The sequence below is a fragment of the Mesorhizobium sp. CA13 genome (genome assembly GCF_020165235.1).
GTDB lineage: Bacteria > Pseudomonadota > Alphaproteobacteria > Rhizobiales > Rhizobiaceae > Mesorhizobium.
This window is the reverse complement of the sequence record NZ_JAIUHS010000001.1, coordinates 962817-987563: the sequence shown is the minus strand read 5'-3', so window position 1 is coordinate 987563 and position 24747 is coordinate 962817. Positions and strand designations below refer to the sequence as shown.

The 24747-nt window shown below is 64.9% G+C and carries 19 protein-coding genes; 11 read left to right on the top strand and 8 right to left on the bottom strand.

What is annotated here, in order from left to right; translation table 11 throughout:
• Window positions 1–56 precede the first annotated feature (56 nt).
• The 3 genes from murQ to murA all read right to left on the bottom strand — a co-directional run bounded on the left by murQ (window position 57) and on the right by murA (window position 3311).
• Window positions 57–989, bottom strand: coding sequence for an N-acetylmuramic acid 6-phosphate etherase (gene murQ, locus LB566_RS04925; RefSeq protein WP_224623512.1), 933 nt, complete (start codon window positions 987–989; stop codon window positions 57–59).
• 184 nt (window positions 990–1173) lie between these two features.
• The gene (locus LB566_RS04920; protein ID WP_224623511.1) at window positions 1174–2058 is read right to left on the bottom strand and encodes an N-acetylglucosamine kinase; all 885 of its coding nucleotides are present in this window, start codon (window positions 2056–2058) and stop codon (window positions 1174–1176) included.
• Complete coding sequence (gene murA, locus LB566_RS04915; protein ID WP_224623510.1) at window positions 2055–3311, bottom strand: UDP-N-acetylglucosamine 1-carboxyvinyltransferase; 1257 nt, start codon at window positions 3309–3311, stop codon at window positions 2055–2057. The genes LB566_RS04920 and murA overlap by 4 nt, the downstream gene beginning before the upstream one ends.
• Window positions 3312–3494: 183 nt before the next feature.
• Between murA and LB566_RS04910 the strand changes: the two genes are divergently transcribed.
• A complete protein-coding gene (locus LB566_RS04910) occupies window positions 3495–4355 on the top strand; it encodes a MurR/RpiR family transcriptional regulator (protein WP_224623509.1) in 861 nt (286 codons plus the stop codon).
• A 17-nt stretch (window positions 4356–4372) separates the two neighbouring features.
• Here LB566_RS04910 and fhuB read toward each other — a convergent pair whose 3' ends face one another.
• From fhuB to LB566_RS04885, 5 genes are all read right to left on the bottom strand, one after another.
• Window positions 4373–6382, bottom strand: a complete 2010-nt coding sequence (gene fhuB, locus LB566_RS04905; RefSeq protein ID WP_224623508.1) for a Fe(3+)-hydroxamate ABC transporter permease FhuB — start codon at window positions 6380–6382, stop codon at window positions 4373–4375.
• The gene (locus LB566_RS04900) at window positions 6379–7254 is read right to left on the bottom strand and encodes an iron-siderophore ABC transporter substrate-binding protein (RefSeq protein WP_224623507.1); all 876 of its coding nucleotides are present in this window, start codon (window positions 7252–7254) and stop codon (window positions 6379–6381) included. The genes fhuB and LB566_RS04900 overlap by 4 nt, the downstream gene beginning before the upstream one ends.
• A gap of 22 nt (window positions 7255–7276) precedes the next feature.
• A complete protein-coding gene (locus LB566_RS04895) occupies window positions 7277–9460 on the bottom strand; it encodes a TonB-dependent siderophore receptor (protein WP_224623506.1) in 2184 nt (727 codons plus the stop codon).
• A 136-nt stretch (window positions 9461–9596) separates the two neighbouring features.
• Complete coding sequence (locus LB566_RS04890) at window positions 9597–10481, bottom strand: helix-turn-helix domain-containing protein (RefSeq protein ID WP_224623505.1); 885 nt, start codon at window positions 10479–10481, stop codon at window positions 9597–9599.
• A gap of 129 nt (window positions 10482–10610) precedes the next feature.
• Window positions 10611–11966, bottom strand: coding sequence for a glutamine synthetase family protein (locus LB566_RS04885; RefSeq protein ID WP_224623504.1), 1356 nt, complete (start codon window positions 11964–11966; stop codon window positions 10611–10613).
• A gap of 500 nt (window positions 11967–12466) precedes the next feature.
• On the opposite strand from LB566_RS04885, the gene ftsZ reads away from it, so the two are divergent.
• The 10 genes from ftsZ to LB566_RS04835 all read left to right on the top strand — a co-directional run bounded on the left by ftsZ (window position 12467) and on the right by LB566_RS04835 (window position 24713).
• Window positions 12467–13504 (top strand): cell division protein FtsZ, encoded by a 1038-nt coding sequence (gene ftsZ / locus LB566_RS04880; RefSeq protein WP_140551191.1) that lies wholly within the window; start codon window positions 12467–12469, stop codon window positions 13502–13504.
• Between the two features lie 383 nt (window positions 13505–13887).
• A complete protein-coding gene (locus LB566_RS04875; RefSeq protein WP_181165158.1) occupies window positions 13888–14862 on the top strand; it encodes a sugar-binding transcriptional regulator in 975 nt (324 codons plus the stop codon).
• A gap of 45 nt (window positions 14863–14907) precedes the next feature.
• On the top strand, window positions 14908–16353 hold the full coding sequence (locus LB566_RS04870) for an ABC transporter substrate-binding protein (protein WP_140497757.1): 1446 nt from the start codon (window positions 14908–14910) through the stop codon (window positions 16351–16353).
• 154 nt (window positions 16354–16507) lie between these two features.
• Window positions 16508–17431 (top strand): carbohydrate ABC transporter permease, encoded by a 924-nt coding sequence (locus tag LB566_RS04865; protein ID WP_023777019.1) that lies wholly within the window; start codon window positions 16508–16510, stop codon window positions 17429–17431.
• A gap of 12 nt (window positions 17432–17443) precedes the next feature.
• Window positions 17444–18301 (top strand): carbohydrate ABC transporter permease, encoded by an 858-nt coding sequence (locus LB566_RS04860; RefSeq protein WP_224623503.1) that lies wholly within the window; start codon window positions 17444–17446, stop codon window positions 18299–18301.
• A 4-nt stretch (window positions 18302–18305) separates the two neighbouring features.
• Entirely contained in the window at window positions 18306–19424 is a 1119-nt protein-coding gene (locus LB566_RS04855; RefSeq protein ID WP_224623502.1) for an ABC transporter ATP-binding protein, read from the top strand.
• The gene (locus LB566_RS04850) at window positions 19421–20545 is read left to right on the top strand and encodes an ABC transporter ATP-binding protein (protein ID WP_224623501.1); all 1125 of its coding nucleotides are present in this window, start codon (window positions 19421–19423) and stop codon (window positions 20543–20545) included. The genes LB566_RS04855 and LB566_RS04850 overlap by 4 nt, the downstream gene beginning before the upstream one ends.
• Window positions 20545–22098 carry an FGGY-family carbohydrate kinase gene (locus tag LB566_RS04845; protein ID WP_224623500.1) on the top strand — a complete coding sequence of 518 codons (1554 nt, stop codon included), beginning with the start codon at window positions 20545–20547 and terminating at the stop codon, window positions 22096–22098. Before LB566_RS04850 ends, LB566_RS04845 begins: the two co-directional genes overlap by 1 nt.
• Window positions 22099–22108: 10 nt before the next feature.
• Window positions 22109–23149, top strand: coding sequence for a 2-hydroxyacid dehydrogenase (locus LB566_RS04840; RefSeq protein WP_224623499.1), 1041 nt, complete (start codon window positions 22109–22111; stop codon window positions 23147–23149).
• A 46-nt stretch (window positions 23150–23195) separates the two neighbouring features.
• Complete coding sequence (locus LB566_RS04835) at window positions 23196–24713, top strand: glycerol-3-phosphate dehydrogenase (RefSeq protein ID WP_224623498.1); 1518 nt, start codon at window positions 23196–23198, stop codon at window positions 24711–24713.
• Window positions 24714–24747 lie beyond the last annotated feature (34 nt).

The following is a 24747-nucleotide window of genomic DNA, read 5'->3' as shown; positions in this document are numbered from 1 at the left end:
CCTTGTCTAAAGCGCCTTCATGCGTCTTGTCTCAAGCGCCTTCACGCCGTCTTGTCTCAAGCGCCTTCAGGCGTCTTGTCGCTGATTGCCTTTCGCAGGAAACCCCCTGCCTTGGCGAGGGCTGCGCGTGCCTCCTCGACCTCAAGCCCGGTGATGGTCAGCAGGATCGCCAGCTTCACGTCGTTGCCGGTCCGGCCGAGCGCCTGGCGCGCCTGCGCCGCCGTGCAGCCTGTGGTCTGCATCACGATCCTGGTTGCCCTGGCGACCAGTTTCCTGTTGGACGGATTAAGGTCCACCATCAGGTTCTGGTAGCTCTTGCCGATGCGGATCATCGAGGCCGTGCTCAGCATGTTGAGCACCAGCTTCTGCGCCGTTCCGGATTTCAGCCGCGTCGAGCCTGTCAGCACCTCGGGACCGACGACCGGCGAGATGGCGATGTCGGCAATACCCGCTATGGTCGATGCCGGATTGCAGGACAGGGCGACCGTCGTTGCCCCCACCTGCTTGGCATGGTTCAGCCCGCCGATCACATAGGGCGTGCGCCCGCTGACCGCGATGCCGACCACCACGTCGTCCCGGGTGAGCCTGATGTCCTGCAAGGCCCTGGCGCCCCTCTTGGGATCATCCTCGGCGCCTTCGGTCGAGCGCACCAGCGCGTCGGGCCCGCCGGCGATCAGGCCAATGACCATGCCTTCCGGCACGCCGAAAGTGGGCGGACATTCCGAGGCGTCGAGCACGCCCAGGCGGCCGCTGGTGCCGGCGCCCATATAGATGAGCCGGGCGCCTTTCTGGAAGGCGAGGACGATGCGGTCGACCGCGGCCGCGATGTCCGGCAGCACCTTTTCGACCGCTGCCGGGACCTCCCGGTCCTCGTCGTTGATCTTGCGCAGCACATCGATCGTCGGCAGTAGGTCGATGTCCATGGTCCGCGGATTGCGGCCTTCGGAAACCAGCCGGTCCAGCTCGGACATCAAACCTTGCTCGCTCATCTCACGCTTTCAAAATCAGGCCAGTGCTTTCAAAACTAGGTCGCTCAGCCGTGAGGGGAGCGGTTCCTCAACGGCTCCGGTACACGCGCACTTTGATCTATTGTCGCTACGCTGTTTCGTTAACGTCTTAGAATTCCATATTCGTTTCGTCAACGAAAAGATGGAATAAATTATTCCTCCGGTGCTAGCGCTCGCCGGGCGACCTGCGGGCAAGAATGATCGCCCCGGAAACCGCGTCGCCATCGGCGGGTTTCAGGCGCCGGCGAACGTCGGGTGCGAGCCATGGTTCGAGCGGACTGGCGAGCCCGCCCAGCAGGGTCACGCGCGGCGCGCCTTTTTCGAACAGAACCCGTACCAGCGTGTCGATCTGTTCGGCGGCCTTTTGCACGATGCGCCGCCCGGCCGGATCGCCTTGGTCGGCGTGGCGCATCACCATCGGCGCCAGGGCCGCATAGTCGGTGGCGCTGGCGCGGTCCATCCAGGCCACGGCTTGCATAGGGTCGCTGTCGAAACGCTGCATGACCTCCGCCAGCAGCGCCGTGCGCTCATGTCGGCCGTCATGGGCGCGCAATGCCAGCTGCACGGCCTTCAAGCCGAGATCGGCGCCGCTGCCTTCGTCGGAGATCGGAAAGCCATAGCCGCCGGCGCGCAGGTCGCGCCCTTCGACGAAGCCGAGCCCGATCGAACCGGTGCCGGCGATGACGATGGCGCCGTCCTGGCCCGAATGCGCGCCGAGGCAGGCGGCGACGCCGTCGCTGACGAAATCGATGCTGGCAAAAGGATGCGCGATCGCCCGCAGCGCCTCCAGCGCGCCCTTGCGGCCGATTCCGGCAAGGCCGATGCCGGCGTGGATCCGGTTGGTCTCGGCCGCGCCGAACCCTGCCTCCTCGATCGCCGCGCCAAAGGCCTTGGCAACCGACGCCCAGGCCGCATCGATGCCGAGCCGCGTCGACGCCGGACCGGAGAGGCCCTGTCCCAGCACAGTCCCCTTCGCATCCTCGATGCGGGCGCGGCAGCCGGTGCCGCCGCCGTCGACGCCGAGAAAATAATCGGAGCGGCCGTCATTCATGCGCTCAACCGCTCGATGTCGGCGCCGCACAGACGCAGCTTGCGGTCCAGTTGCTCATAGCCACGATCGAGGTGATAGACGCGGTTGATGGTCGTCTCGCCCTCGGCGACCAAGGCCGCCAGCACCAGCGACACCGAGGCGCGCAAATCGGTGGCCATGACTTGCGCGCCATGCAGTTTCTCGCCGCCGCGCACCAGCGCGGTGGTGCCTTGCAGCTTGATGTTGGCGCCGAGCCGCATCAGTTCGGGAACATGCATGAAGCGGTTCTCGAAGATGGTTTCGCGCAGCAGCGAGGCGCCCTGCGCGCAGCACATCAGCGCCATGAACTGCGCCTGGAGATCGGTCGGGAAGCCCGGATAGGGCTCCGTCGTGACGTCGGCGGCCTTGAGCGGCCGCTCGCGCGACACGATGAGCCCGCGGTCGCCGGGCCAGACGCCGACGCCGGTCGCCTCCAGCAATTGCACCACCGAGGCCATGTGCTCGAGCCGGGCATGCGTCAGTTCCAGCTGCCCGCCGGTGATCGCCGCGGCGATGGCATAGGTGCCGGCCTCGATGCGGTCCGGGATGATGTCGTGCCTGGCCGCGCGCCAGTCCGTGTCGCCGGCGATCAGGATGCGATGCGTGCCGGCGCCTTCGATGCGCGCGCCCATGGCGTTGAGGCAAGCGGCGAGGTCGGCCACTTCCGGCTCGCGCGCCGCGTTGAGGATTTCGGTTTCGCCCTTGGCCGTGGTCGCCGCCATCATGGCGGTTTCCGTCGCTCCGACGGATGGCGAGCTCAGCACGATGCGCGTGCCGGTGAGCCCGTTCGGCGCCGAGGCGACGATCAGCCCGTTCTCGATGGCGATCCGGGCGCCCAGTGCCGCGAGTGCGGCGACATGCATGTCGACTGGCCGCGCGCCGATCGCGCAGCCGCCGGGCAGCGAAACCCGCGCATGGCCGAAACGGGCGAGTAGCGGCGCCAGCACCAGCACTGTCGCGCGCATCTTTCTGACGGTGTCGTAGGACGTCTCCTTGGAAACGGCGGCACTGGTGTCGATCGTCGCGGCGTGGGCCGATCGCGTCACCTCGGCGCCGTGCAGCCGCACCACGCCGAGCATGTTCTCGACGTCGGTCACGTCGGGCAGGTTGGTCAGTTCGAGCGGGTAGGGACTGAGCAGCGCCGCCGCGATCTGCGGCAGAGCGGCATTCTTGGCGCCCGATATGGTGACCGCGCCTTGCAGCCTTTGCCCGCCGACGATGCGCAGTCTGTCCATGGCTGAAACCTTATGCGACCAGTGCCGGGCCGCGTCCGGCGTAGCGCGCTCGAAAGCCTGCTCCCAATCCGGTGCCTAATCCGGCCCGGTTCGAGAATTAATTCCGCGTTCTTGGCTGTCAATCGAAATTGGAATAAATTATTCCTCGGCCGTGCGGCTGGACGCCAAAGCGCAAGGGGAACCATGTCCGTTCTGAACAGGATCAATGCCAAGCTCGACGGCATGGCGCCCGGCGATCGTGAGATCGGCCAGTACATCGTCGACAATCCCGACGAGATGCTGCGGCTGTCGACGGCTGCTCTTGCGGCCGAGATCGGGCGCAGCCAGTCGAGCGTCGTCAAGTTCAGCCAGAAGCTCGGCTATGCCAGCTACCAGGAGCTCAAGCTCGCCGTCAGCGAAGCCAAGGCGCGGGAATGGCAGATGCCGGCCGGTATGATCCACGGTTCGATCGAGGTCGGCGACGGCTACCAGGTCATCCTGAAGAAGCTGATCGGCAGCAAGCTTCTGTCGATGGAGCGAACCGTCGCCGCCAACAGCGAGCGGATCATCTCCAGGACGTTGGAATTGCTGAACGGCGCGCGCCGCATCCATCTGGTCGGCGTCGGCGCCTCCTCGCTGGTGGCGCGCGATTTCTCCTACAAGCTGATGAAGCTTGGCCGCAATGTGCTGCATGACAGCGACAGCCATATCCAGATGGCCAATGCCTCGACGCTCGGGCCTGGCGATGTGCTGTTCGCGCTCTCCCATTCGGGCGCCAGCATCGAAACCTTGCGCATAGCCGAACTGGCCCGCCGGCGCGGCACCATGGTGATCGCCGTCACCGGCCCGCATGACAATCCGCTGAGCCGCGTTGCCGACATCTGCCTCTACACCATCGCCGACGAGGAGCGTGCGCGCTCATCGTCCATCACCGCGCGCGATGCGCAACTGGCGCTGACCGACCTTCTGTTCATCCTCTTGGTGCAGAAGCAGCCGGACGCCAATGATTATGTCCACAACAGCGAGGCGGCGGTCCAGGTGCTGAAGGCCGAACGGCCCTCGTAGCCTGCCTGGACGCCGAGTCAGCCTTGGCGCGGCACGCCCTTGGCAAGCAGGTAGACGAGGTAAGGTCCGCCAAGCAGCGAGGCGAACAGGCCGACAGGCAGTTCGTACGGGAAGGCCGCCATGCGCGACAGCCAGTCCGATATGGTCATCAGCAAGGCGCCCAGAAGCATCGCCCCGGCAAGATGAACGCGTGCGCGCGAAAAGCCGAGGAGCCGGGCAAGGTGTGGCGCGATCAGGCCGACGAAGCTCAACGGGCCGACGATCAAAGCGGCCAGCGCGGTCAGGAGCGCGCTGACAACGACCAGCATCAGCCGCCCGCCGGCTACGGGCACGCCAAGTCCGCGCGCGCTGTCCGGCCCGAGCGGCAGGATGTCCAGCCAGCGCGCGGCAAGGAAAAGCGGCAGCGTCAGCGGCAACAGGCAGGCCAGTGCAACGGATGCGTCCAGGGCGGCCGCCTGGCCGGTCGAACCGCTCAGCCAGCGCAACAGCACATAGGACTGTGCATTGCCCATCGCGATCGTAGCGGTGATCAGCGCGCTGCACAGTGCGCTCATGGCAATGCCGGCAAGCAGCAATCGGTCGGCGCCGAATTTTGCCTTGGCGGCGATGGCCAGCATGGCGGCCAGTGCCGCCAGTGAGCCCAAGGCCGAGCCGGCGAGCTGCCAGCCCAGCCCGGCGGTTGCGCTGACCGTCAACACGGCGGTCAGGCCGGCGCCCGCGCCGGTGCCGACACCAAGCACTTCGGGGCTCGCCAGAGGGTTGCCGGTAACGCGCTGGATGACCACGCCCGCCGCCGCGAGCATTGCGCCGGCGGCCGCGGCCACGCCGACCCGGGGCGCGCGCCAGGAGACGAGATCGGCCAGCAGGTCGCCGCCGGCGATCGACCACCCTGCCGGTCCGCGACCGACCACGAGGGCCAAGGCGGCGGCGGCAAATGTGAGCGCAAGCAGGACGAGGATGACGCGCCAAGGCCGGCGGGCCTTGCGCGGCGTCATGCCATTGGAACCGAGATGCGGCCATTCGAACATGCGCAGCCGCGGCAGCAGCCAAAGCAGCAGTGGGCCGCCCAGAAGCGCGGTTCCCGCGCCGGTCGGAATGCGCTCGCCGCCAGGGCCGGCGGCGAGCTGGACCAGCCCGTCCGTCAGCCACAGCAGTACTGCGCCGATCAGCGGCGCGGCGATCAGCTTCTGCCGCAGCGTGCGCGCGCCCGAAAGCGTGGCGAGCGCCGGCGCGGCAAGGCCGACGAAACCGATGACGCCGATCTGCGCCGCGACGCTCGTCGCCATCCATACCGCAAGCGCGATGATGAGAAAGCGGCTGGTGTGGCGGGCAACGCCAAGGCCGCGCGCCGAGGCGTCGTCGAGGCCAAGGATGGTCAGCGGCCGCAGCAGCATCAATGCCGCGACAGCGCCGGCCGCCAGCCTCATCGTCAGTGCGATGGCCGGTCCCCAATCCTGCTGCACCAGCGACCCGCCGCCCCATATGAACAGCGAGAACAGGTAATCGCCATTGGCGAGGATCAGCGCGGCGCTGACGGAACTCGCAGTCAGCGCCACCATCATTCCGGCGAGCACGACCGACACCGGCTCCAGCCCGCGCCGCCAGGTCAACGCCAGCACAAGCAGCACAGCGGCGGTGCCGCCGGCAAAGGCCACCAGCCCTTGCGACCGCTCCATCAGCAACGGCGCGTAAAGCGAGGCTGTGGTCATCGCCAGTTGCGCGCCGCCCGAAATGCCGAGCGTCGATGGTTCCGCCAGTGGATTGCGCAGCACATGCTGCAACAGCAGGCCGGACAGGCCGAGCACGGCGCCCGCCAGCACCGCCACGACGGCGCGCGGCAGCGTGCTGTAGAACAGGATGACATGATGGAGATCGCCCGGCAGCGACGCCGGCTGCTGTATGCCGACGCGCCATGCGAACAAGAGTGCGGCCAGCCCGGCGAGCAGGCCCCACAGGATGATAGGCGACAGCGCGCCGCCGATCATGCGGTGAGGTATCGCGCTTCGGGCCACAGCGCGCCCCGTCATGAAGCATGATCCGCAAGCGCCGCCGCCGCCAGGCGCGCGAAGCGGCGCGCCGACGGAAGGCAGCCGAAATGGTTGATGGCTTCGAGCACCGCGACGCGGCCCTGGCGCACCGCCGGCAGCGCGTTCCACAACGCATTGGTGGGAAGCGAGCGCCCGACATCCGCCGGCAAGGGCGAGACGATCAGGATAGAGGCCTCGGGCACCCGCGCCAGCGCCTCCAGGCCGACGGGTGCTGCCGCGCTGTAACTTGTCTCGTCGGACCAGGCATTGACCAGGCCGAGCCGCGTGAGCACGTCACCGAACATGGAGTCGCGGCCGAAGGCGCGGAAGTGCCTGGAGTCGCCGAGGCTGATGACAAAGACCGGCCGTGCGGACGTCGTTGGCAAGGCGGCGCGACGCCGCGCTATATCGTCGGCGGTGTCGCCGACGTAACGTTGCGCTTCGGCCGCTCGTCCGAGCTTTTCGCCCAGCGCCAGCGTTGCTGCCTCGGCGAGAGCGTAGGGCGGCACTCCGGCATCGTAGACGGTTTGCGCGAACACCGGCGCTATGCGCTCCAGAATCGGGCGTTGGTACTCGTAGAAATTGGAGATGATGATCAGGTCCGGCGCGACGATGCGCAACAGCTCGTAGTTGGGCGTGCCGCGCAGTCCCAGATCGGTCACGGATTGGGGAACGGCAGGCTCGACCGCAATCCTGCGGAACTGGATCAGTTCGGTCGCCGCCGCCGGCTCGACGCCGAGCGCCAGAAGCGTTTCCAGCATGCCCCAATCGATCGCGGCAACATTTGTCGTCGCGGTCCTGCCGGCAACCGGCGGCAGCAAGGCCGCGGCCGCCAGCGCAAGCACCTGCCGTCTGTTGGGCGGATGGATCATCGCCGGCGGGTTTGGTCCATGACTACCAACTCGTGTGCGCCTTCAGCTTGAAGGAGCGGCCTTCGCCGTAGGAGCAGGTGAGCGTTGTCTGGCAGCCCGACACATAGGTCTTGTCGAAAAGGTTGGTGATGTTGAGGTCGACGCCCCAGTTCTCCTTCTCGTAGCCGAGCTTCAGGTCGGCCAGCGTCACCGCCGGAACCTTCGCCGTATTCTCATTGTCTGCCCATGAGGAGCCGATATAGCGCAAACCGCCGCCAATCGAGATGCCGTCATACCAGTCGCCACGGAAGGTGTAGTCGACCGATGCGGAAGCCATCACTTCCGGCACGATGAAAGGCGTCTTGCCGATGAGAGCCGGATTGGCGTCCCTGGTGATGTCGATATCGTAAGCCGTGAATGCACCGGTAACCCGGAAATCCTCCGTCACGTTCACCTTGCCTTCGAGCTCAACGCCGCGTGAACGCAACTCGCCGGTCTGCATCTGGGTGAAGGGAGTGACATTCGACGGTACGTTCTGACGGGTCAGGTCGAATAGCGACAGGGTGAACAGGCCATCGATAAAAGTCGGCACATACTTCACGCCGACTTCGTACTGCGTGCCCTCTTCCGGCTTGAACAGATTGCCCGTCGCATCGGTGCCGATGATCGGATTGAAGAAGGTGGCGATGCTGGCATAGGGGGTTACGCCGTTGGCGAATTCATAGGCCAGGCCGGCGCGGCCGGAGAAATCGCCAACCGTGCTGCTCTGCGTGCTGGAGCCCGCCGAGTAATAGGTCGGGCGGTTGTCGGCTTCGAGCCAGCCACGGTCGTAGCGGCCGTTCAGTGTCACCAGCCAGCCATCCCCGAAGCGCATTTGATCCTGTGCATAGAAGCCAAGCTGCTTCTGCGTCAGGTCCTGATTGAGATAGCTGACACGAGGCGTCAGCGGCGAACCGTACACCGGATCGAAAGCGTCGATCGGGTTGTCATAATTGGGATCGTAGAGGCCGGACGACTGTACCTGGTCGATGTTGTAATATTTGAAATCGACGCCAGCGAGGATCGTATGTTCGATCGCTCCGGTCGCCACCTTGCCTTCGATCTGGTTGTCGGCGAGGAAGGTCTTGGCCGCGGTGTCATGATCGAAATTGATCCGCGCCAGCTCGGTCGGCCCTCCGATGGTTGACCAGCCGTTCGGATAGACGCTGACCTCGTTGATGTCGGCGGCGGTGAAACGGGCGTTGGAGCGAAAGGTCCAGTCATTGTCGAACGTGTGCTCGAACTCGTAGCCGAGCGAGCCCTGCTCGCGTTTGTAGAGGTCGATGTTCGGTTCCGTGAAGTTCGCATCGGGATCGATGCGGCCATAGTTCACGCCGCCGACAATGTGATCGATCACGGTTCCATCATAGGGCAGGAAGCTGCCGCCGTTATGGTTCTCGTCGATGTGGCTGTAATTGGCCAGTATGGTTAGCGTGGTCGCTTCGTCCGGCTTCCAGCTAATGCTCGGCGAGATGAAGCCGCGCCAGCCGTTCTGCAGGTCGCTGTAGGTATCGCCGCCGGCGACCTTGCCCGTCATCCGGTAGCTGACCGTGCCGTTGTTGGCGACATCGCCGATGTCGAAGCCGAGATAGACATTGCCGGCATCGTTGACGCCGGTTTCGACATAGCGCGTGCGTTCGAAGTCCGGGCGCTTGCTGACATAGTTGACCATGCCGCCGGGATTGCTGCCGCCATAGAGCACCGAGGCCGGGCCTTTCAGCACTTCGATGCGCTCAAGGCCAAAGCTGTCGACATAGAAACCGCCGAAACCATAGCTGAACAGCTGGAGGCCATCCATGTAGGTGCCGGTGGCCGTTGCATCGAAGCCGCGAATGTACATCCAGTTGGTGTCGCTGTCGGGGCCAAAAGGCTGCGCAAAGACGCCGGCGGTGTAGCGCAGCGCCTCGTCAGCCTTCTGTGCACCCTGATCCTCGATCTCCTGCCGTCCGACCACCGAGACGGATTGCGGGACTTCCTTGATGTCGGTCGCGGTCTTGGAACCGGTTCTGGTCGTCTTGGCGACGACGCCCTCGACCGGCCCGGTCGCGCTGTCTCCAACCTCGCCTTCGACCACGACCGGTTCGAGCTGGATGCTGGATTGCGCCGTCTGCGCGAGCGCTGGCGGGATCATCGCGACCGCTGCCACGCCGGCCGCCAGAAGCGCCTTGATCCGGTAGATTCTGCTCATCAGGAAAGTCCCCGCCTGTCGTCGTTGAGATACTTGATGATTTATATCAACTTATCTGCGGGTCATTGGATGGATTTGGCTGGGTTGTCCGTTCTTGTCCAAACCACGGACATCGCGGCACTATGTTGCGGAAATGTCACTGGCGGTTGGCGCTCTTCATCCACGCACCGGGCGTCAATCCGACCACGGACTTGAACACGCGGGTAAGGTGCGCCTGGTCGAAGAAGCCGGTGGCCTGGGCGATGTCGCCAAGCGAGGCCGCCTCATGCGCCATCATCGCCTTTGCCCTGTCGATCCGCGCCTGCATTTGCCAGCGGTGCGGCGGCACGCCCGTTGCCGCCTTGAAGGCATGGCTGATCGCCGTTTCGGACAGGCCGGTCAGCGCGGCAAGATCAGCAAGGCGGATCCTGTCCAGGCAGTGGGCGTCGATGTAGTCGGTGACGAGCCGCAGCTTGCGGCGGGACAGGGGCGTCCGGCGCCTGGCGGCACTTGGCCGGTCTATCTGGAAAACGCATGCGAACAAGGCGTTGAGCAGACCTTCGCCATAAAGATCATGCACCTTCCGCTCGCTGCCGCATTCAGCGGCGATCAGGCCGGCAAGCGTGGCGATCCGATCATCGCGAAACTGGAGGCGCGACATCTGCAAGGCATCGCGATCGAGGCTGCGGCCGAAGCGGCGGGTCAGTGTGGCCGCGTCGAAATGCAGGTCGAGATGCCTGATCCGCTTCAGTCCCTCGACCCGGCCGCGGATCGGCACCCCGGCCGGTATATAGGCCATGGAAAACGCCTGGTTGTGACGGCGCGGCTCGCCCTGGGCGCCTTCGACGACGAAGGCGCCGTCGCCGGTGACGCCGAGAGTGACGAACAGCCGGGGGTCGGGAGAGACGTAATAACCCTCGGCATTGTCACCGCATGAGACATCCCAGAGATCGGCGACCACGCCGTCCCAGACGTGCCATTTCAGGTCGCCGATCACGGCAAATCCCTGAATCCGGCTCTCCATGCGCGCAACGAAGGTCAATTCTGTTTATCCCGGGCATAATACATGACAAAAACTATCATGTTTATGCCCGGTCAGCGACTGCACCGCAAGCCCTTGCGGTTCGAAGGTCGTCCTGAACCGACGCCGCCGCTGTCCGTCAGCGCGGCCTCAGACGCTTTCGAGGTAGGTCTCGATCTCGAAGTCGCTGACGTTGAGCGCGAACGTATTCAGTTCCTGGCGTTTGCAGGCGATGAAAGAGTGGCGCAGGATCGCCGGGAAGATCTCCGCCACATGCGTCCCGCTTTCAAAGGCCGCGATCGCGGATGCCCAGTCCGGCGGCAGCTTGGCCGGGGCAAGGCCTTGCCCGTCGTTCCCGGTGGGGTCGCCCGGTGACATCTGCCTTTCGATGCCGACCAGTGCCGCGCCCAGTATGGCGGCAAGCACAAGATAGGGATTGGCGTCCGCTCCCGATACGCGATGCTCGATGCGGCGCGCACCGGTCGGGCCGCCGGGAATGCGGATCGCGACCATGCGGTTCTCGTAACCCCAGGCGACAGCGGTCGGCGCGTAGGATCTCGGCCGGAGCCTGCGGTAGGAGTTGAAGTGCGGCGCGAACACCAGCGTGCTCTCGGCCATCGCCGCCAGCAGTCCGCCGACAGCGTGGCGCATAATGCCGGAGCCCTGGTCGGTGCCGTCGTCGAAGACGTTGCGCCCGTCGGCGTCGAGCAGGCTGAAATGGACGTGGAAACCATTGCCGGCCCGGTCGCCATAGGGTTTGGCCATGAAGCAGGCGGCAAAGCCGTGCTTGCGGGCGATGCCCTTCACCGTGCGCTTGAACAGGACGGCGTCGTCAGCTGCCCGCAGCGCGTCCGCGACATGGTTCAAATTGATCTCGAACTGGCCGACGCCGTTCTCCGCGATTGCCGTATCGACGGGAATGCCTTGTGCCCGGCAGGCTTCGTAGATGTCGTGGATGAAGGCCTCGAAGTCGTCGATCTCGTCGATAGACAGTGCCGCGTCGGAATCCAGACGCCGCCCGGTGACCGGCGAGACGGGCCCGACCGGCCGCTGCGATTGCGGATCGACAAGGTAGAATTCGAGCTCGGTCGCGGCGACCGGGGTCAGGCCCAAGGCCTTGTAGCGGTCGAGGATGCGGGCCAGCGCCCGCCGGGGATCGCCGAGATACGGTGCGCCGCTTTCGTCGGCGAGCCAGAGCGGGATGAGGGCGGTCGGATGCGCAGTCCAGTTCACGGGAAGGATGCCGCGGCCGGTCCACTGGCACAGTCCGTCTGCGTCGCCGGTCGAGAACACCAGCGCGTTGCCTTCGATATCCTCGCCCCAGATGTCCAGCCCGATCAGCGAATAGGGCATGCGCAGCTTGCCATCCAGCGCCTTGCGCGCCTGCTCGACGGGGATGCGTTTTCCCCGCATGATGCCGTTGAGGTCGCACACCGCGGCCCTCAGGCTCTGGATGTCGTTTCGGCTCTCAAGCCAGTTCAGAACGTCCGCGATTGCATCGCCCAATTTCCAACCTCTGGTTTCGAAGGGTGCCCGCGCCCTGATCGGCTGCACTATCCCTGGTAAAAATGGCTTGTGAATTTTCGGAACCCGTATCCGGCCGCAGCCGGAACGTTTCCCTATTTTTTCAAGTCACTAGCTGGGATGTCGGGAGGCATTTCAAAACCAATTGCGCGATCTGCGATCGCAACATAGAGGTAAGGACGCGGAAAGCCAAGGCTCGGCATCAGGCTCGGCATCGGGCTCAGCGCGCAGCGTCTGCAGCCGCATGAAGGCCCGGGATGCCGGCATCACTCTCGGGCATGCGCGGCCGTCATGGGGATATGAAACGCCCCTATCACAAATCTTGACCTTCCCCGCACTTGCACCTCTGGCCGCTCTCTGGCTTTTTGGGACACCCATCCGAGCGGACTGATTCGTCACGCCGCTCTGCGTCGGTTGCCGTTTTGCGGTGTGATCGATCTGGCGGGGCGTGAAGCGCGAGCGACTGGCGAAGGAGAAGAGGCATGGCCGAGTTCAAGAAGCCCGAGATCTCCGAGATGAGACCCAAGATCACCGTTGTCGGCGTCGGCGGCGGCGGCGGCAACGCCATCAACAACATGATCGCCGAGCAGCTTCAGGGCACCGAATTCATTGCCGCCAACACAGACGCACAGGCGCTCACCATGTCCAAGGCGACGCGGCTGATCCAACTCGGCGCGCATGTGACCGAAGGGCTGGGCGCCGGATCGCTTCCCGAGATCGGCCGCGCCGCGGCCGAGGAATCGCTGGACGAGATCATGGACCATCTGGCCGGCACCCATATGTGCTTCGTCACCGCCGGAATGGGCGGCGGCACCGGAACCGGCGCCGCGCCGGTGATCGCCCAGGCCGCGCGCAAGGCGGGCATTCTGACGGTCGGCGTCGTCACCAAGCCGTTCACTTTCGAGGGCAGGCGCCGCATGCAGATGGCCGAAGAGGGGATCGAGCGGCTGCGCGAAAGCGCCGACACCGTGATCGTCATCCCCAACCAGAACCTGTTCCGGATCGCCGACGCCAAGACCACCTTCGCCGATGCCTTCGTCATCGCCGACCGGGTTCTCTATGCCGGCGTCAGTTGCATCACCGATCTCATCGTCAAGGAAGGCCTGATCAACCTCGACTTCGCCGACGTCAAATCGGTGATGCGCGGCATGGGCCGCGCCATGATGGGAACCGGCGAGGCGTCGGGCGATAGCCGGGCGATGAAGGCGGCGGAAGCCGCCATCGCCAACCCGCTGCTGGACGAGATGTCGATGAAGGGAGCCAAGGGCGTGCTGGTCTCGATTTCCGGCGGCCGCGACATGACCCTGTTCGAGGTCGACGAGGCCGCCACGAGAATCCGTGAAGAGGTCTATGAAGACGCCGATATCATCGTCGGCGCCATCTTCGACAAGAGCATGGAAGGCCGGTTCCGGGTTTCCGTGGTGGCCACCGGCCTCGACCGCGGGCTCGGCGTGGAAGATGCCGATGCCGGCATGGCGCACGACCATTCCATGCCGTCCGCGGCGCGGACGTTGCAATAGGCCCTGCTCGCCGTCGGCCTTTGCCGCCGCGGGGGGCATCGACGTCGCTCGGCCCATCGCGGTCCGGCCTGGACCTGATCACCGAAAGCGGCTTGCCGAATGCTGCGATCCGCTCACCGGCGGGCCGCTGGGCGGCGGCGCTTCACCTGGATGGCGGCCATGGTGATCGGGTTCCTGCGCGAACATAAGCCGACACCGTTTTCTTTCGAGCGTTGCCGTGGCCCTGATAGGTGCCGCGTGTCAGGTGTCCGCATGTCCATTCTCGTTGACAATCAGCGCCCGTTTTTGAACCTCGCGTTGTTTTGCAGGCGCTTGGCGCTTGACTCCGACGCGTCGGTGTGAAAAATTTTGCAGAAACTGAAAAAAATATCAAAGGGCGGAACGTGGTTGGATTTGGAAACGGCCTCTTGCGCGATGATGAAACCGGCATGGCGGCACGCGCCGCCTGGCTTCATTACGCCGGCGGCCTTACCCAGTCCGAGGTTGCCAAGCGCCTCGGGCTGACCAGCCTCAAGGCCCACCGCCTGATCACCAAGGCCAATCAGGAAGGGCTGGTGAAGGTCTATATTGACGGCGAAGTCTCGGAATGCGTCGAGCTCGAGGACGAGCTGTCGCGCCGCTACGGCCTCGATTATTGCGAGGTGGTTCCCGATTTCGATTCCGAGGAGTTGCCGCTCAAGGCGCTCGGCATCGCCGGCGCGCAATTCCTCAAGCGTGAGATCGAACGCGGCGAGCAGGCGCTGATCGGCGTCGGCCATGGCCGCACGCTCGCCGCCTGCGTGGAATACCTGCCGCGCAGCTCGACAGACAAGATCCGCTTCGTTTCGCTGCTCGGCGGCCTGACGCGGAAGTTCTCGGCCAACCCGCATGACGTCATTCACCGCCTCGCCGAGCGCACCGGCGCCGAAGCCTATGTGATGCCGGTGCCGATGTTCGCCAACACTGTGGACGACCGCGCGGTGTTGCTGGGACAGAAGGGCATCAGCGAGGTTTTCGATCTCGCAAGATCCGCCGACCTTTTGTTTGCCGGCATCGGCACGGCCGAACGCGAAGCCTCGCTCGTCGCCACCGGCATGATCGAGAAGGGCGAGATGGAGGAGATCCGCCGCAATGGCGGCGTCGGCGAATTGCTCGGCCATTTCTTCGACGATGCCGGCAAAGCGGTGGCAACAACCCTTTCCAACCGGGCGCTGGCGCTGGCGCGCGAGGACATCGCCAGCCGCCGGATCGTCGCGGTAGCCGGCGGCAAGGTCAAGGTTCGAGCGGTCAAAGCGGTGCTGGAGGGCCGCTATCTCAAGGGCCTGATAACTGATGAGCGGACAGCGCGATCGCTCGTGGAGGAGACGCCAGTCGGGTAGCCGGCGTCGGTTCAGTTAAAACTACCCTGTGGAGGAGAAGACCAAATGCATGAGAAAGAGAAAGACCTCATTGACGCTTTCCTGCGCGGACAAGTCGACCGTCGTGGGCTGATCAAGGGCCTGGGTGCGATGGGCCTTGCCGCCGGCACGGCCGGTACGCTGCTCAATCTTGGGCAGACCCGGGCGCTGGCCGCCGACTTCGACTGGAAGGCGCACCAGGGCAAGACCATCAAGCTCCTGCTCAACAAGCATCCCTATGCGGATGCGATGATCGCCAACCTCGAAAACTTCAAGCAGTTGACCGGCATGAATGTCGTCTACGACGTGTTCCCGGAAGACGTTTATTTCGACAAGGTCACGGCCGCGTTGTCGGCGAGCTCGCCCGAATACGATGCCTTCATGACCGGCGCCTACATGACCTGGACCTACGGCCCAGCCGGCTGGATCACCGACCTGAATGAATGGATCAAGGATCCGGCCAAGACCAACCCCAACTATGCCTGGGACGACTTCCTGCCCGGCGTCAAGAACTCCTGCGCCTGGAACGGCAAGCCGGGCGGGGCTCTGGGCTCCGAAGACGCCAAGCAATGGTGCATTCCGTGGGGCTTCGAACAAAACAACATCACCTACAACAAGGGGATGTTCGACAAGGCGGGCGTCAAGGTTCCCGGCAATATGGACGAGATGGTGGCCGCGGCCGCCAAACTCACCAAGGATGTCGGCGGCGGCGTCTACGGCATTGGCGTGCGCGGGTCGCGCTCCTGGGCGACGATCCATCCGGGCTTCCTGTCGGCCTACGCGAATTTCGACCAGAAGGACCTGAACGTGTCGGCCGACGGCAAATTGTCGGCCGCCATGAACACTGCCCAGTCCAAGGCTTTCCACAAGCAATGGGTGCAGATGATCCAGGAAAGCGGTCCGAAGGACTGGTCGACCTACACCTGGTACCAGGTCGGCGCCGATCTCGGCGCCGGCGCCTCGGCGATGATCTTCGACGCCGACATCCTCGGCTACTTCATGAATGGCGGCGACAACAAGATGGCCGGCAAGCTTGCCTTCGCCGCCTTCAAGGCCAACCCGGAGGCCAAGGCGCCAACGCCGAACATCTGGATCTGGTCGCTGTCGATGTCCAACTTCTCCAAGGACAAGGACGCCACATGGTACTTCATGCAATGGGCCTCCGGACCCGAGCATGCGCTGTTCGGCGCCACCAAGATGGATTTCGTCAATCCGGTCCGCCAGTCGGTCTGGAAGGATGAGACATTCCGCGAGAAGCTGAACAAGAGCTATCCCGGCTACGTCGAGATGTTCGACGCCTCGGCGCCGGGCGCCTCGATCAAGTTCACCGCGCAGCCGCTGTTCTTCGATCTCACCACCGAATGGGCGGCGACGCTGCAAAAGATGGTGGCCAAGGAAGTGCCGGTGGACGAGGGGCTCGACAAGCTGGCCGAAAGCATCAACGGCCAGCTCAAGGAAGCCGGCCTCGGCTAGATGTAACGGAGGACCGGCCAGCCCTGGCAGGCCGGTCCGACCTTTTCAAGCTTGCGACGCGGTGCCGTAAGGTGGCCGCTAATTCGCCCGACCGGCCGCCTTGCTCCCTTGGGCGGCCGGCAGGGCGGAGCGACAAGGACAACGGAGCAGCACGATGACTGCGGTGGTATCGCAAAGGCCCAAGCCCTCGGGCTTCAGGATCAGCAAGAGAGTGCTGCCCTACGTGCTCAGCCTGCCGGCTCTGCTGGTCTGTATCGGCATCCTGATTCCGTTCCTGACCTCGGTCGTCTATTCGTTCCAGCGCTATCGGCTGAGCCAGCCCTGGGCGCGGCAGTTCAACTGGGGCGACAACTACATCTCCTTTTTCACGGATCCGAAGTTCTGGAACACGCTCAAGGTCTCGCTGCTCTATGCCGGCACCACGGTGGTGCTGGAACTGCTTCTCGGCCTGGCCATCGCGCTGCTTTTGCAGAAGCGCTCGACCCTGAACAACTTCATCTCGATCATGCTGCTGATGCCGCTGATGACGGCGCCGGCGCTGGCCGCGCTGATGTGGAAGCTGATGACCAATCCCGGCTTCGGCGTGCTGAGCTATCTCGCCAGCCTCATCGGCTTACAGGATTTCCGCTGGGCCTCGTCGCCGTCGACGGCTTTGTTCACCGTCGTTCTCGTCGATATCTGGGTCTACACGCCCTTCATCATGATCCTGCTGCTTGCCGGCTTGCGCAGCCTGCCGACGCAGCCTTTTGAAGCCGCAGCCCTCGACGGCGTGCCGAGGAGCTTCGTCTTCTTCCGCATCACGCTGCCGATGCTGACGCCCTACATCCTGACGGCGACTTTGTTCCGCCTGCTCGATTCCATCCAGCAGTTCGACATCATCTACGCCATGACGCAAGGAGGACCGGGCGACACGCTGACCGTGTTCCAGGTCGAGGCCTATCTCAACTTCTTCCAGTCGACCAATGTCGGCCGCTCGGCGGCGCTGATGATCATCCTGTGGGCGATCACCTATTTCCTCTCCAACATCTTCATCAAGAACTGGCTCAGGCTGCGCGAGCGCGCCCGTGGCCAAGCATAGGAGGAGGCAGCCATGGAACACACCTCCTTGCTTGAACGCACCCTGCGCGGCGCGGCACTCACGCTGGTCGTGATCTTCTTCATGTTCCCGATCGTCTGGATCCTGATGATGTCGTTCCAGACCAACGAGACCATCCTGCGCATTCCGCCGCAGCTGGTCTTCGAGCCGACGCTTGCTAACTACACCGCGCTGATCACCGGCAAACTGACGACCGCCGCCGGCACGCTCGACATCGCCTTCATGCGCAACCTGTGGAATTCGGTGTTCCTGTCGGTGACCTCGGTCGCGGTGTCGCTGCTGCTCGGCGTCCCGGCGGCCTACGCCTTCGCGCGGCACAAGTTCCGCGGCTCGGAGGACATCGCCTTCACGCTGCTGTCGTTCAGGTTCGCGCCGGCCCTGCTGGTGCTGTTGCCGCTCACGCTCTATTTCCAGAAGCTCGGGTTGGCCAACACCTATATAGGGCTGATCTGGGTCTACCAGCTGATCTGCCTGCCGCTGATCCTGTGGATCGTGCGCGGCTATTTCGAGGATATTCCGGCCGACATCGAATATGCCTATCGCATCGGCGGCCATTCCTGGTTTGCCACCTTCCGCAGAATAGCGCTGCCGCTCGCCGGCCCAGGCATCGCCGCGGCCGGCCTGCTCGCCTTCATATTCGCCTGGAACAATTTCGTTTTCGCGCTGGTGCTGGCCTCGGCCGACAAGCAGCCGGTGACGGTCGGCGCGCTCGCCTTCATCACCTCCTCGGGCATCCAGTACGGCCAGATCTCGGCGGCCATCGTTTTGTCGATCACGCCGACGCTGGCGCTCGCCCTCTATGCGCAGCGCTACCTTGTCGAAGGCCTGTCGCTCGGCGCGGTGAAGGGGTAGTTCCATGGCCAGCCTCGAACTCAGAAAAATCGTCAAGCGCTACAAGAGCCAGACCGTGCTCGACAATCTGTCGCTGACCGTCGCCGATGGCGAGACGCTTGTCCTGTTCGGACCCTCCGGCGCTGGCAAGACGGTGCTGTTGCGCCTCGTCGCCGGCGTCATCGACCCCGATGAAGGCAAGATCCTCATCGGCGGCGAGGACATGACCGATGTCGACGCTGAATTCCGTGGCGTCGGCATGGCGTTCCAGAATTTCGCGCTGTTTCCGCATATGAGCGCGTTCGACAACATCGCTACGCCGCTGGAGGCCAAGCGGTCGTCGCAGGGCGCGATCAAGGCGGGCGTCGAGAGCGTCGCCAGGCTGCTGAAAATCGCCCATGTGCTCTCGCATAAGCCGCGTGCTCTTTCCAACGGCCAGAAGCAGCGCACAGCACTTGCCCGTGCGCTGGTCGGCTCGCCGCCGCTGCTGCTGCTCGACGATCCCTTGCGCAATGTCGACGCCAAGCTGCGCTTCGAGATGCGGCTCGAACTGCCGCGCCTGCTCGCAGACCGCGGCGCCACCGTCGTCTACGTCACCCAGGACTACAAGGAAGCCATGGCGCTCGGCGACCGCATCGCGGTCATGTCGCAAGGCGTCATCAGCCAGCTCGGCACGCCCGAACAGATTTATCGCGAGCCGGCAAATGTCGAGATCGCGCGGCTGTTCGGCGATCCGACCATCAACCTGCTCGACGTCAAGCCGGCGCTTGGCGCCAAGGGAATCCATGTCGCCTTATCGAACGTGCAGGTCCATCTCGGCGGGGCTCCCGAGACCGCGGTCGGCCGCGACTGCATCATCGGGCTCAGGCCGGAAGCCCTGCATTTCGTCGGCGAAAATGAACCCGGCGCCATTCCGGTGACGGTCGAGGCCGAAACGCCGCTCAACGAAAAGATCGTCACGCTGGTGCGCACGCTGCGCGGCCGCGAGATCCTGGTTTCGCGGCCGGCCGGAACACCGGGCCGCAGCGAAGGCAAGGCTTATATCGCCGTAGACGGCAAGAGCGCCCTGTTGTTCGATCGCGCCAGCGGCGAGCGCATCGGCTCCAAGAACGTCGTCAGTTTGCGCAACGGAGAAGCCGCATGAGCGCCAGCGCACTCACCATTTCCGGCGTCGACAAATTCTATGGCCCGATCGACCGCGGCGTCCACGCCGTCAAGAAGCTGACGATGGAGATCGACAAGGGCGAGATCGTGGCGCTGCTTGGTTCGTCCGGCTGCGGCAAGACCTCGACGCTGCGCATGATCGCCGGCTTCGAGGAGGTGTCGCGCGGCGCGATCTCGGTCGCCGGCCGCCAGGTGCACACGCTGCCGCCGGTCAGGCGCAACGTGGCGATGGCCTTCGAGGGCTATTCGCTCTACCCGCCGCTGACGGTGCGCGAGAACATGGCCTTCGCGCTCAAGGCGGCCCGGCTGCCCAGAAGCGAGGTCGAGGCCAGGGTCGCCAGCATCGCCAAGCTGCTCGAGATCGAGGACATATTGGAGCGTTACCCAAGCTCCATCTCCGGTGGCCAGCAGCAGCGCGCCAGCCTTGGCCGGGCGCTGATCCGCGACGCCGACCTGCATCTGCTCGACGAGCCGATGGGGCAGCTCGAACCGCAGCTGCGCGCCGTGCTGCGCGGCCGCATCAAGCATTTCATCAAGGAACGCGGCTTGACCGCGATCCTGGTCACCCACGACCAGACCGAGGCCAATGCGCTTGCCGACCGCATCGCGGTGATGGAAGGCGGCGTGCTGCAGCAGTTCGATACGCCGGACCGGATCAAGGAACGTCCGGCGAACCTGTTCACCGGCACCTTCGTTGGCGAGCCGCCGATGAACGTCTTCGAGGCCTATGTCGGCGCCACCGCCGGCCGCATCAATCTCAAGCTGCCCGATGGCCTGTCGCTCGACTACGACAAGGACGCCTTCAGCGCTCCCGTCCGCGACCAGCTGCTCAGCCGCGAGCGGGTCGTCATCGGCATTAGGCCTTACGCGGTGCGGCGCTCGAAGGAGGGTGTCCCCGCCAGGGTTTCGGCCAATCAATGGCTTGGCGACCAGACCCATATAGCGGCCGATTTCGCCGGCGGCTCGCTGGTCCTGGTCGAGCACGACCGCACCCGGCTGGACCTTGGCGCGCCGATTAATGTCAGCATCGACCCGAAGAACCTGCATGTCTTCGACCAGGCGAGCGGCGAGGCCATCTCGCACGGCATGGAGCTCGCCTGATGCGTGATCTCTTGATCGGCATCGACGCCGGCACCTCCGTCATCAAGTCCATCGCCTTCGACACGAAGGGCCGGCAGATCGCCGCCGCGGCAACGCCGAACCGGTACGAGACGCTGCCAGGCGGCGGCGCCGAACAGGATCTTGCGCGCACATGGGCGGATGCGGCGGCGACCTTGCGCCAGCTCGCCGAGAAAGTGCCCGATCTCGCCGGCCGGACCATCGCCATCGCGGTGACCGGGCAGGGCGACGGCACCTGGCTGATCGACGGCAGGGGCGAGCCGGTGGCGAAGGGCTGGCTCTGGCTCGACGCGCGCGCCGCAGGCGTCGTCGAGGAAATACGCGCGCGACCGGAAGACAGACTGCGCTTCGAAAAGACCGGCAGCGGGCTCGCCGCCTGCCAGCAGGGCTCGCAATTCGTGTTCATGAAGCGCAACATGCCAGAAATGCTCGCCAAGGCGGCGACGGCGTTTCACTGCAAGGACTGGCTCTATTTCAAGCTGACCGGCGAACGTGCCACCGATCCCTCCGAGGGGACCTTCACCTTTGGCGATTTCCGCACCCGCGACTATAGCGAGCATGTGCTCGACGTGCTTGGCGTCGCCGACCTCAGGCATTTGCTGCCGCCGGTCACAGACGGCACCACGCACAGCGCCGCACTGTCGCAGGCGGCGGCCGCCGCCACCGGCATGCTTGCCGGCACGCCGGTCGTGCTCGGCTATGTCGACGTCGTCTGCACCGCGCTTGGCGCCGGCCTGCTCGACCGCGAGCGCAAGCCCGGCTGCACCATCATCGGCTCGACCGGCATGCATATGCGGCTTGCCGAGACGCCGGACGACGTGCAGCTCAACGAGGCCGCGACCGGCTACACCATGGCCATGCCGGCGCCCGGCGTGTTCGCGCAGATGCAGTCCAACATGGCGGCGACGCTCAACATCGACTGGGTGCTTGGGCTGGCCTCCGGCATCCTCGCCTCGCAAGGCATCACCCGCAGCAATGGCGAGATGATCGCGCTCGTCGACACCTGGATCGCCGCATCGCAGCCGGCGTCGTTGCTCTACCAGCCCTACGTGTCCGAGGCCGGCGAGCGGGGGCCGTTCGTCGATGCCAATGCCAGGGCCGGCTTCGTCGGCATTTCCTCGCGTCACGGTTATGCCGATCTGGTGCGCGCCGTCTTCGAGGGATTGGCCTTCGCCGCGCGCGATTGCTACGCCGCCATGGGGCCATTGCCGCGCGAGATCCGGCTGACCGGCGGCGCCGCCCGAAGCCCGGCGCTGCGCAAGATCCTCGGTGCCGCCGTCGGCGCAGACATCCGCACCAGTGAGCGCGAGGAGGCCGGGGCGGCCGGCGCGGCGATGATCGCGGCGGTATGCGTCGGCCTGTATAAGTCGATGGACGAATGCGTCGCGGAATGGGTAACGCCGCTGCTTGGCGAGGCCGAGCCGAGCGATCGGAACCTCGCCGCGATCTATGACAGGATGAGCCCGTCCTACATGTTGGCGCACCAGGCGTTGCGGCCGGTCTGGCGCGCGATGGCTTCAGTGCAGGCAAATTGAGAAGTCGAGTATGCCCAGGAAAATAGCGATCATTGGCGACAACTTCATGCTTCCGGAGGTGTTTCGCGCCAAAATCGAGAAGGTCGCGAGCGGTGACCTCGATGTCAGGACATTGCAGACGGCCTGGCCCGACGAGCCGATGGAATTCGGCGACCCGGCGCTCGGCCTCGACAAGGTCAAGGAGTATTTCGGCCGTCCCGACGAGGTCGTCGAGTTCATCGCCGATGCCGAGATCCTCGTCACCCAGCTCGCGCCCTTGTCGGAGGGCATGATGCGGCGCCTGCCGGCGCTGAAGCTGGTCGCGGTTTCGCGCGGCGGCCCGATCAACATCGACATGGAAGCGGCCCGCACGCATGGCATCACCGTCGTCAATGTGCCCGGCCGCAACGCGACCGCCGTGGCCGAATTCACCATCGGCGCCATATTGGCCGAAACGCGGCTGATCCGGGTCGGCCACGAAGCGCTGCGCAGGGGCGAATGGCGCGGCGATCTCTACCGCGCCGACCGCACCGGCCGCGAGCTTAGCGAGATGACCGTCGGCGTCGTCGGTTATGGCAATATCGGAACAAAGGTAGTCAGGCTGCTGCGCGCTTTCGGCTGCCACGTCCTGGTCAGCGACCCCTATGTGCAGTTGAGCGCCGAGGACCGCAATGCCGGCGTCGAGCTCGTCGCTCTGGACGATCTCCTGTCCCGTTCCGATGTGGTCACGCTGCATTCGCGGGTGACGCAGGAGACGCGCGGCCTGATCGGCAGGGACGCCATCGCGCGGATGAAACCCGGCGTGATCTTTGTCAACACGGCGCGCGGACCGCTGGTCGACTATGACGCCCTATACGAGGCGCTTGTTTCGGGACAGGTCGCAAGTGCCATGCTGGAGACGTTCGCGGTCGAACCGGTGCCATCGGACTGGCCCTTGCTGCGGCTTCCCAACGTGACGCTGACGCCGCATATCGCCGGTGCTTCGGTGCGCACCGTGACCTATGCGGCCGAGCAGGCCGCCGAGGAGGTGCGCCGCTATATCGCCGGGCTGCCTCCGGTCAATCCTTGCTGAGAGCGGCAGCCATGGCGCGTAAATCCGGCAGCGAGATCGTGACGAGATGAGCGGCGGACCCGAAATCGTCGATCTCTTCGTCATCGGCGGCGGCGTCAACGGCGCCGGCATCGCCCGCGATGCGGCAGGCCGCGGCCTCTCCGTCATTCTGTGCGAAAAGGACGATCTGGCGGAAGGCACCAGTTCGCGATCGGGCAAGCTCGTCCATGGCGGCCTGCGCTATCTCGAATATTATGAATTCCGCCTGGTGCGCGAGGCGCTGATCGAGCGCGAGGTGCTGTTGGAATCGGCGCCGCACATCATCTGGCCGATGCGCTTCGTGCTGCCGCACAGCCCTGACGACCGGCCGGCATGGCTGGTCAGGCTCGGCCTGTTCCTCTACGACCATCTTGGCGGCCGCAAGCGGCTGCCGGCCACCCGCACGCTCGATCTGCGTACCGCGCCCGAAGGCGCGCCGATCAAGGATGAATTCAAGCGCGGTTTCGAATATTCCGACTGCTGGGTCGACGACGCCCGTCTCGTGCTGATCAATGCGCTGGACGCGCGCGAGCGCGGAGCCAAGGTCTTCACCCGAACCGCCTGCACCGCCGCCCGCCGGGAAGGCGGCCTCTGGTCGGTGGAGATGCGCGACGGCAAGACCGGCGTGAAAACCACCGTGCGGGCGCGTGCGCTGGTCAATGCCGCCGGCCCCTGGGTCAACGACATCATCAACCGTGTGGCTGGCCAGAACTCGACGCGCAATGTCCGCCTGGTCAAGGGCAGCCATATCGTCGTGCCCAAATTCTGGGAGGGGCGTCAGGCTTACCTCATTCAGAACAGCGACAAGCGGGTGATCTTCATCAATCCCTATCAGGGCGATCTCGCCTTGATAGGCACCACCGACATTCCCTATGACGGCCGACCCGAGGATGTGGCGGCGGACGAGAGCGAGATCGAATACCTGATCAGGGTGGTCAACCGCTATTTCAAGCGCGGCCTCGCGCGCGGCGATGTCGTCTATTCGTTCTCCGGCGTCAGGCCGCTCTATGACGACAATGCCGACAACCCGAGCGCCGTGACCCGCGACTATATTTTCGAACTCGACGCGCCGGATGCAGAGGCGCCGCTGCTGTCCGTCTTCGGCGGCAAGATCACCACCTTCCGCAAGCTCGCCGAGCACGCGCTGGACAGGATCGCTCCGTTCTTCCCCCGGATGGGCAAGCCCTGGACGGCGAAGGCGCATCTGCCTGGCGGCGACATCGCCAATGCCGATTTCGAGCAGTTTCTAGGAGATCTCGGGCGGGAGTATCCATGGATGCCTGCATCGCTGCTCAAGCACTACGGCCGGCTCTATGGGACCAGGACACGCCTTCTGGTCGGCGCGGCCCACTCGCTAGCGGAACTCGGGCGATGCTTCGGCAAGGATTTCTTCGAGCGCGAGGCCAGTTACCTGTTCGAGCAGGAATGGGCTGAGACACCGGCCGACATTCTCGAACGGCGCACCAAGCACGGCCTGCATCTTTCCGCCGAGGAGAGATCGGCTTTCGAACACTGGTGCGCGAGCCGGCTGGCGAGGGCAGGGTGATGGCAATCATCGCCAATGTAGCGCGACAGGGCTG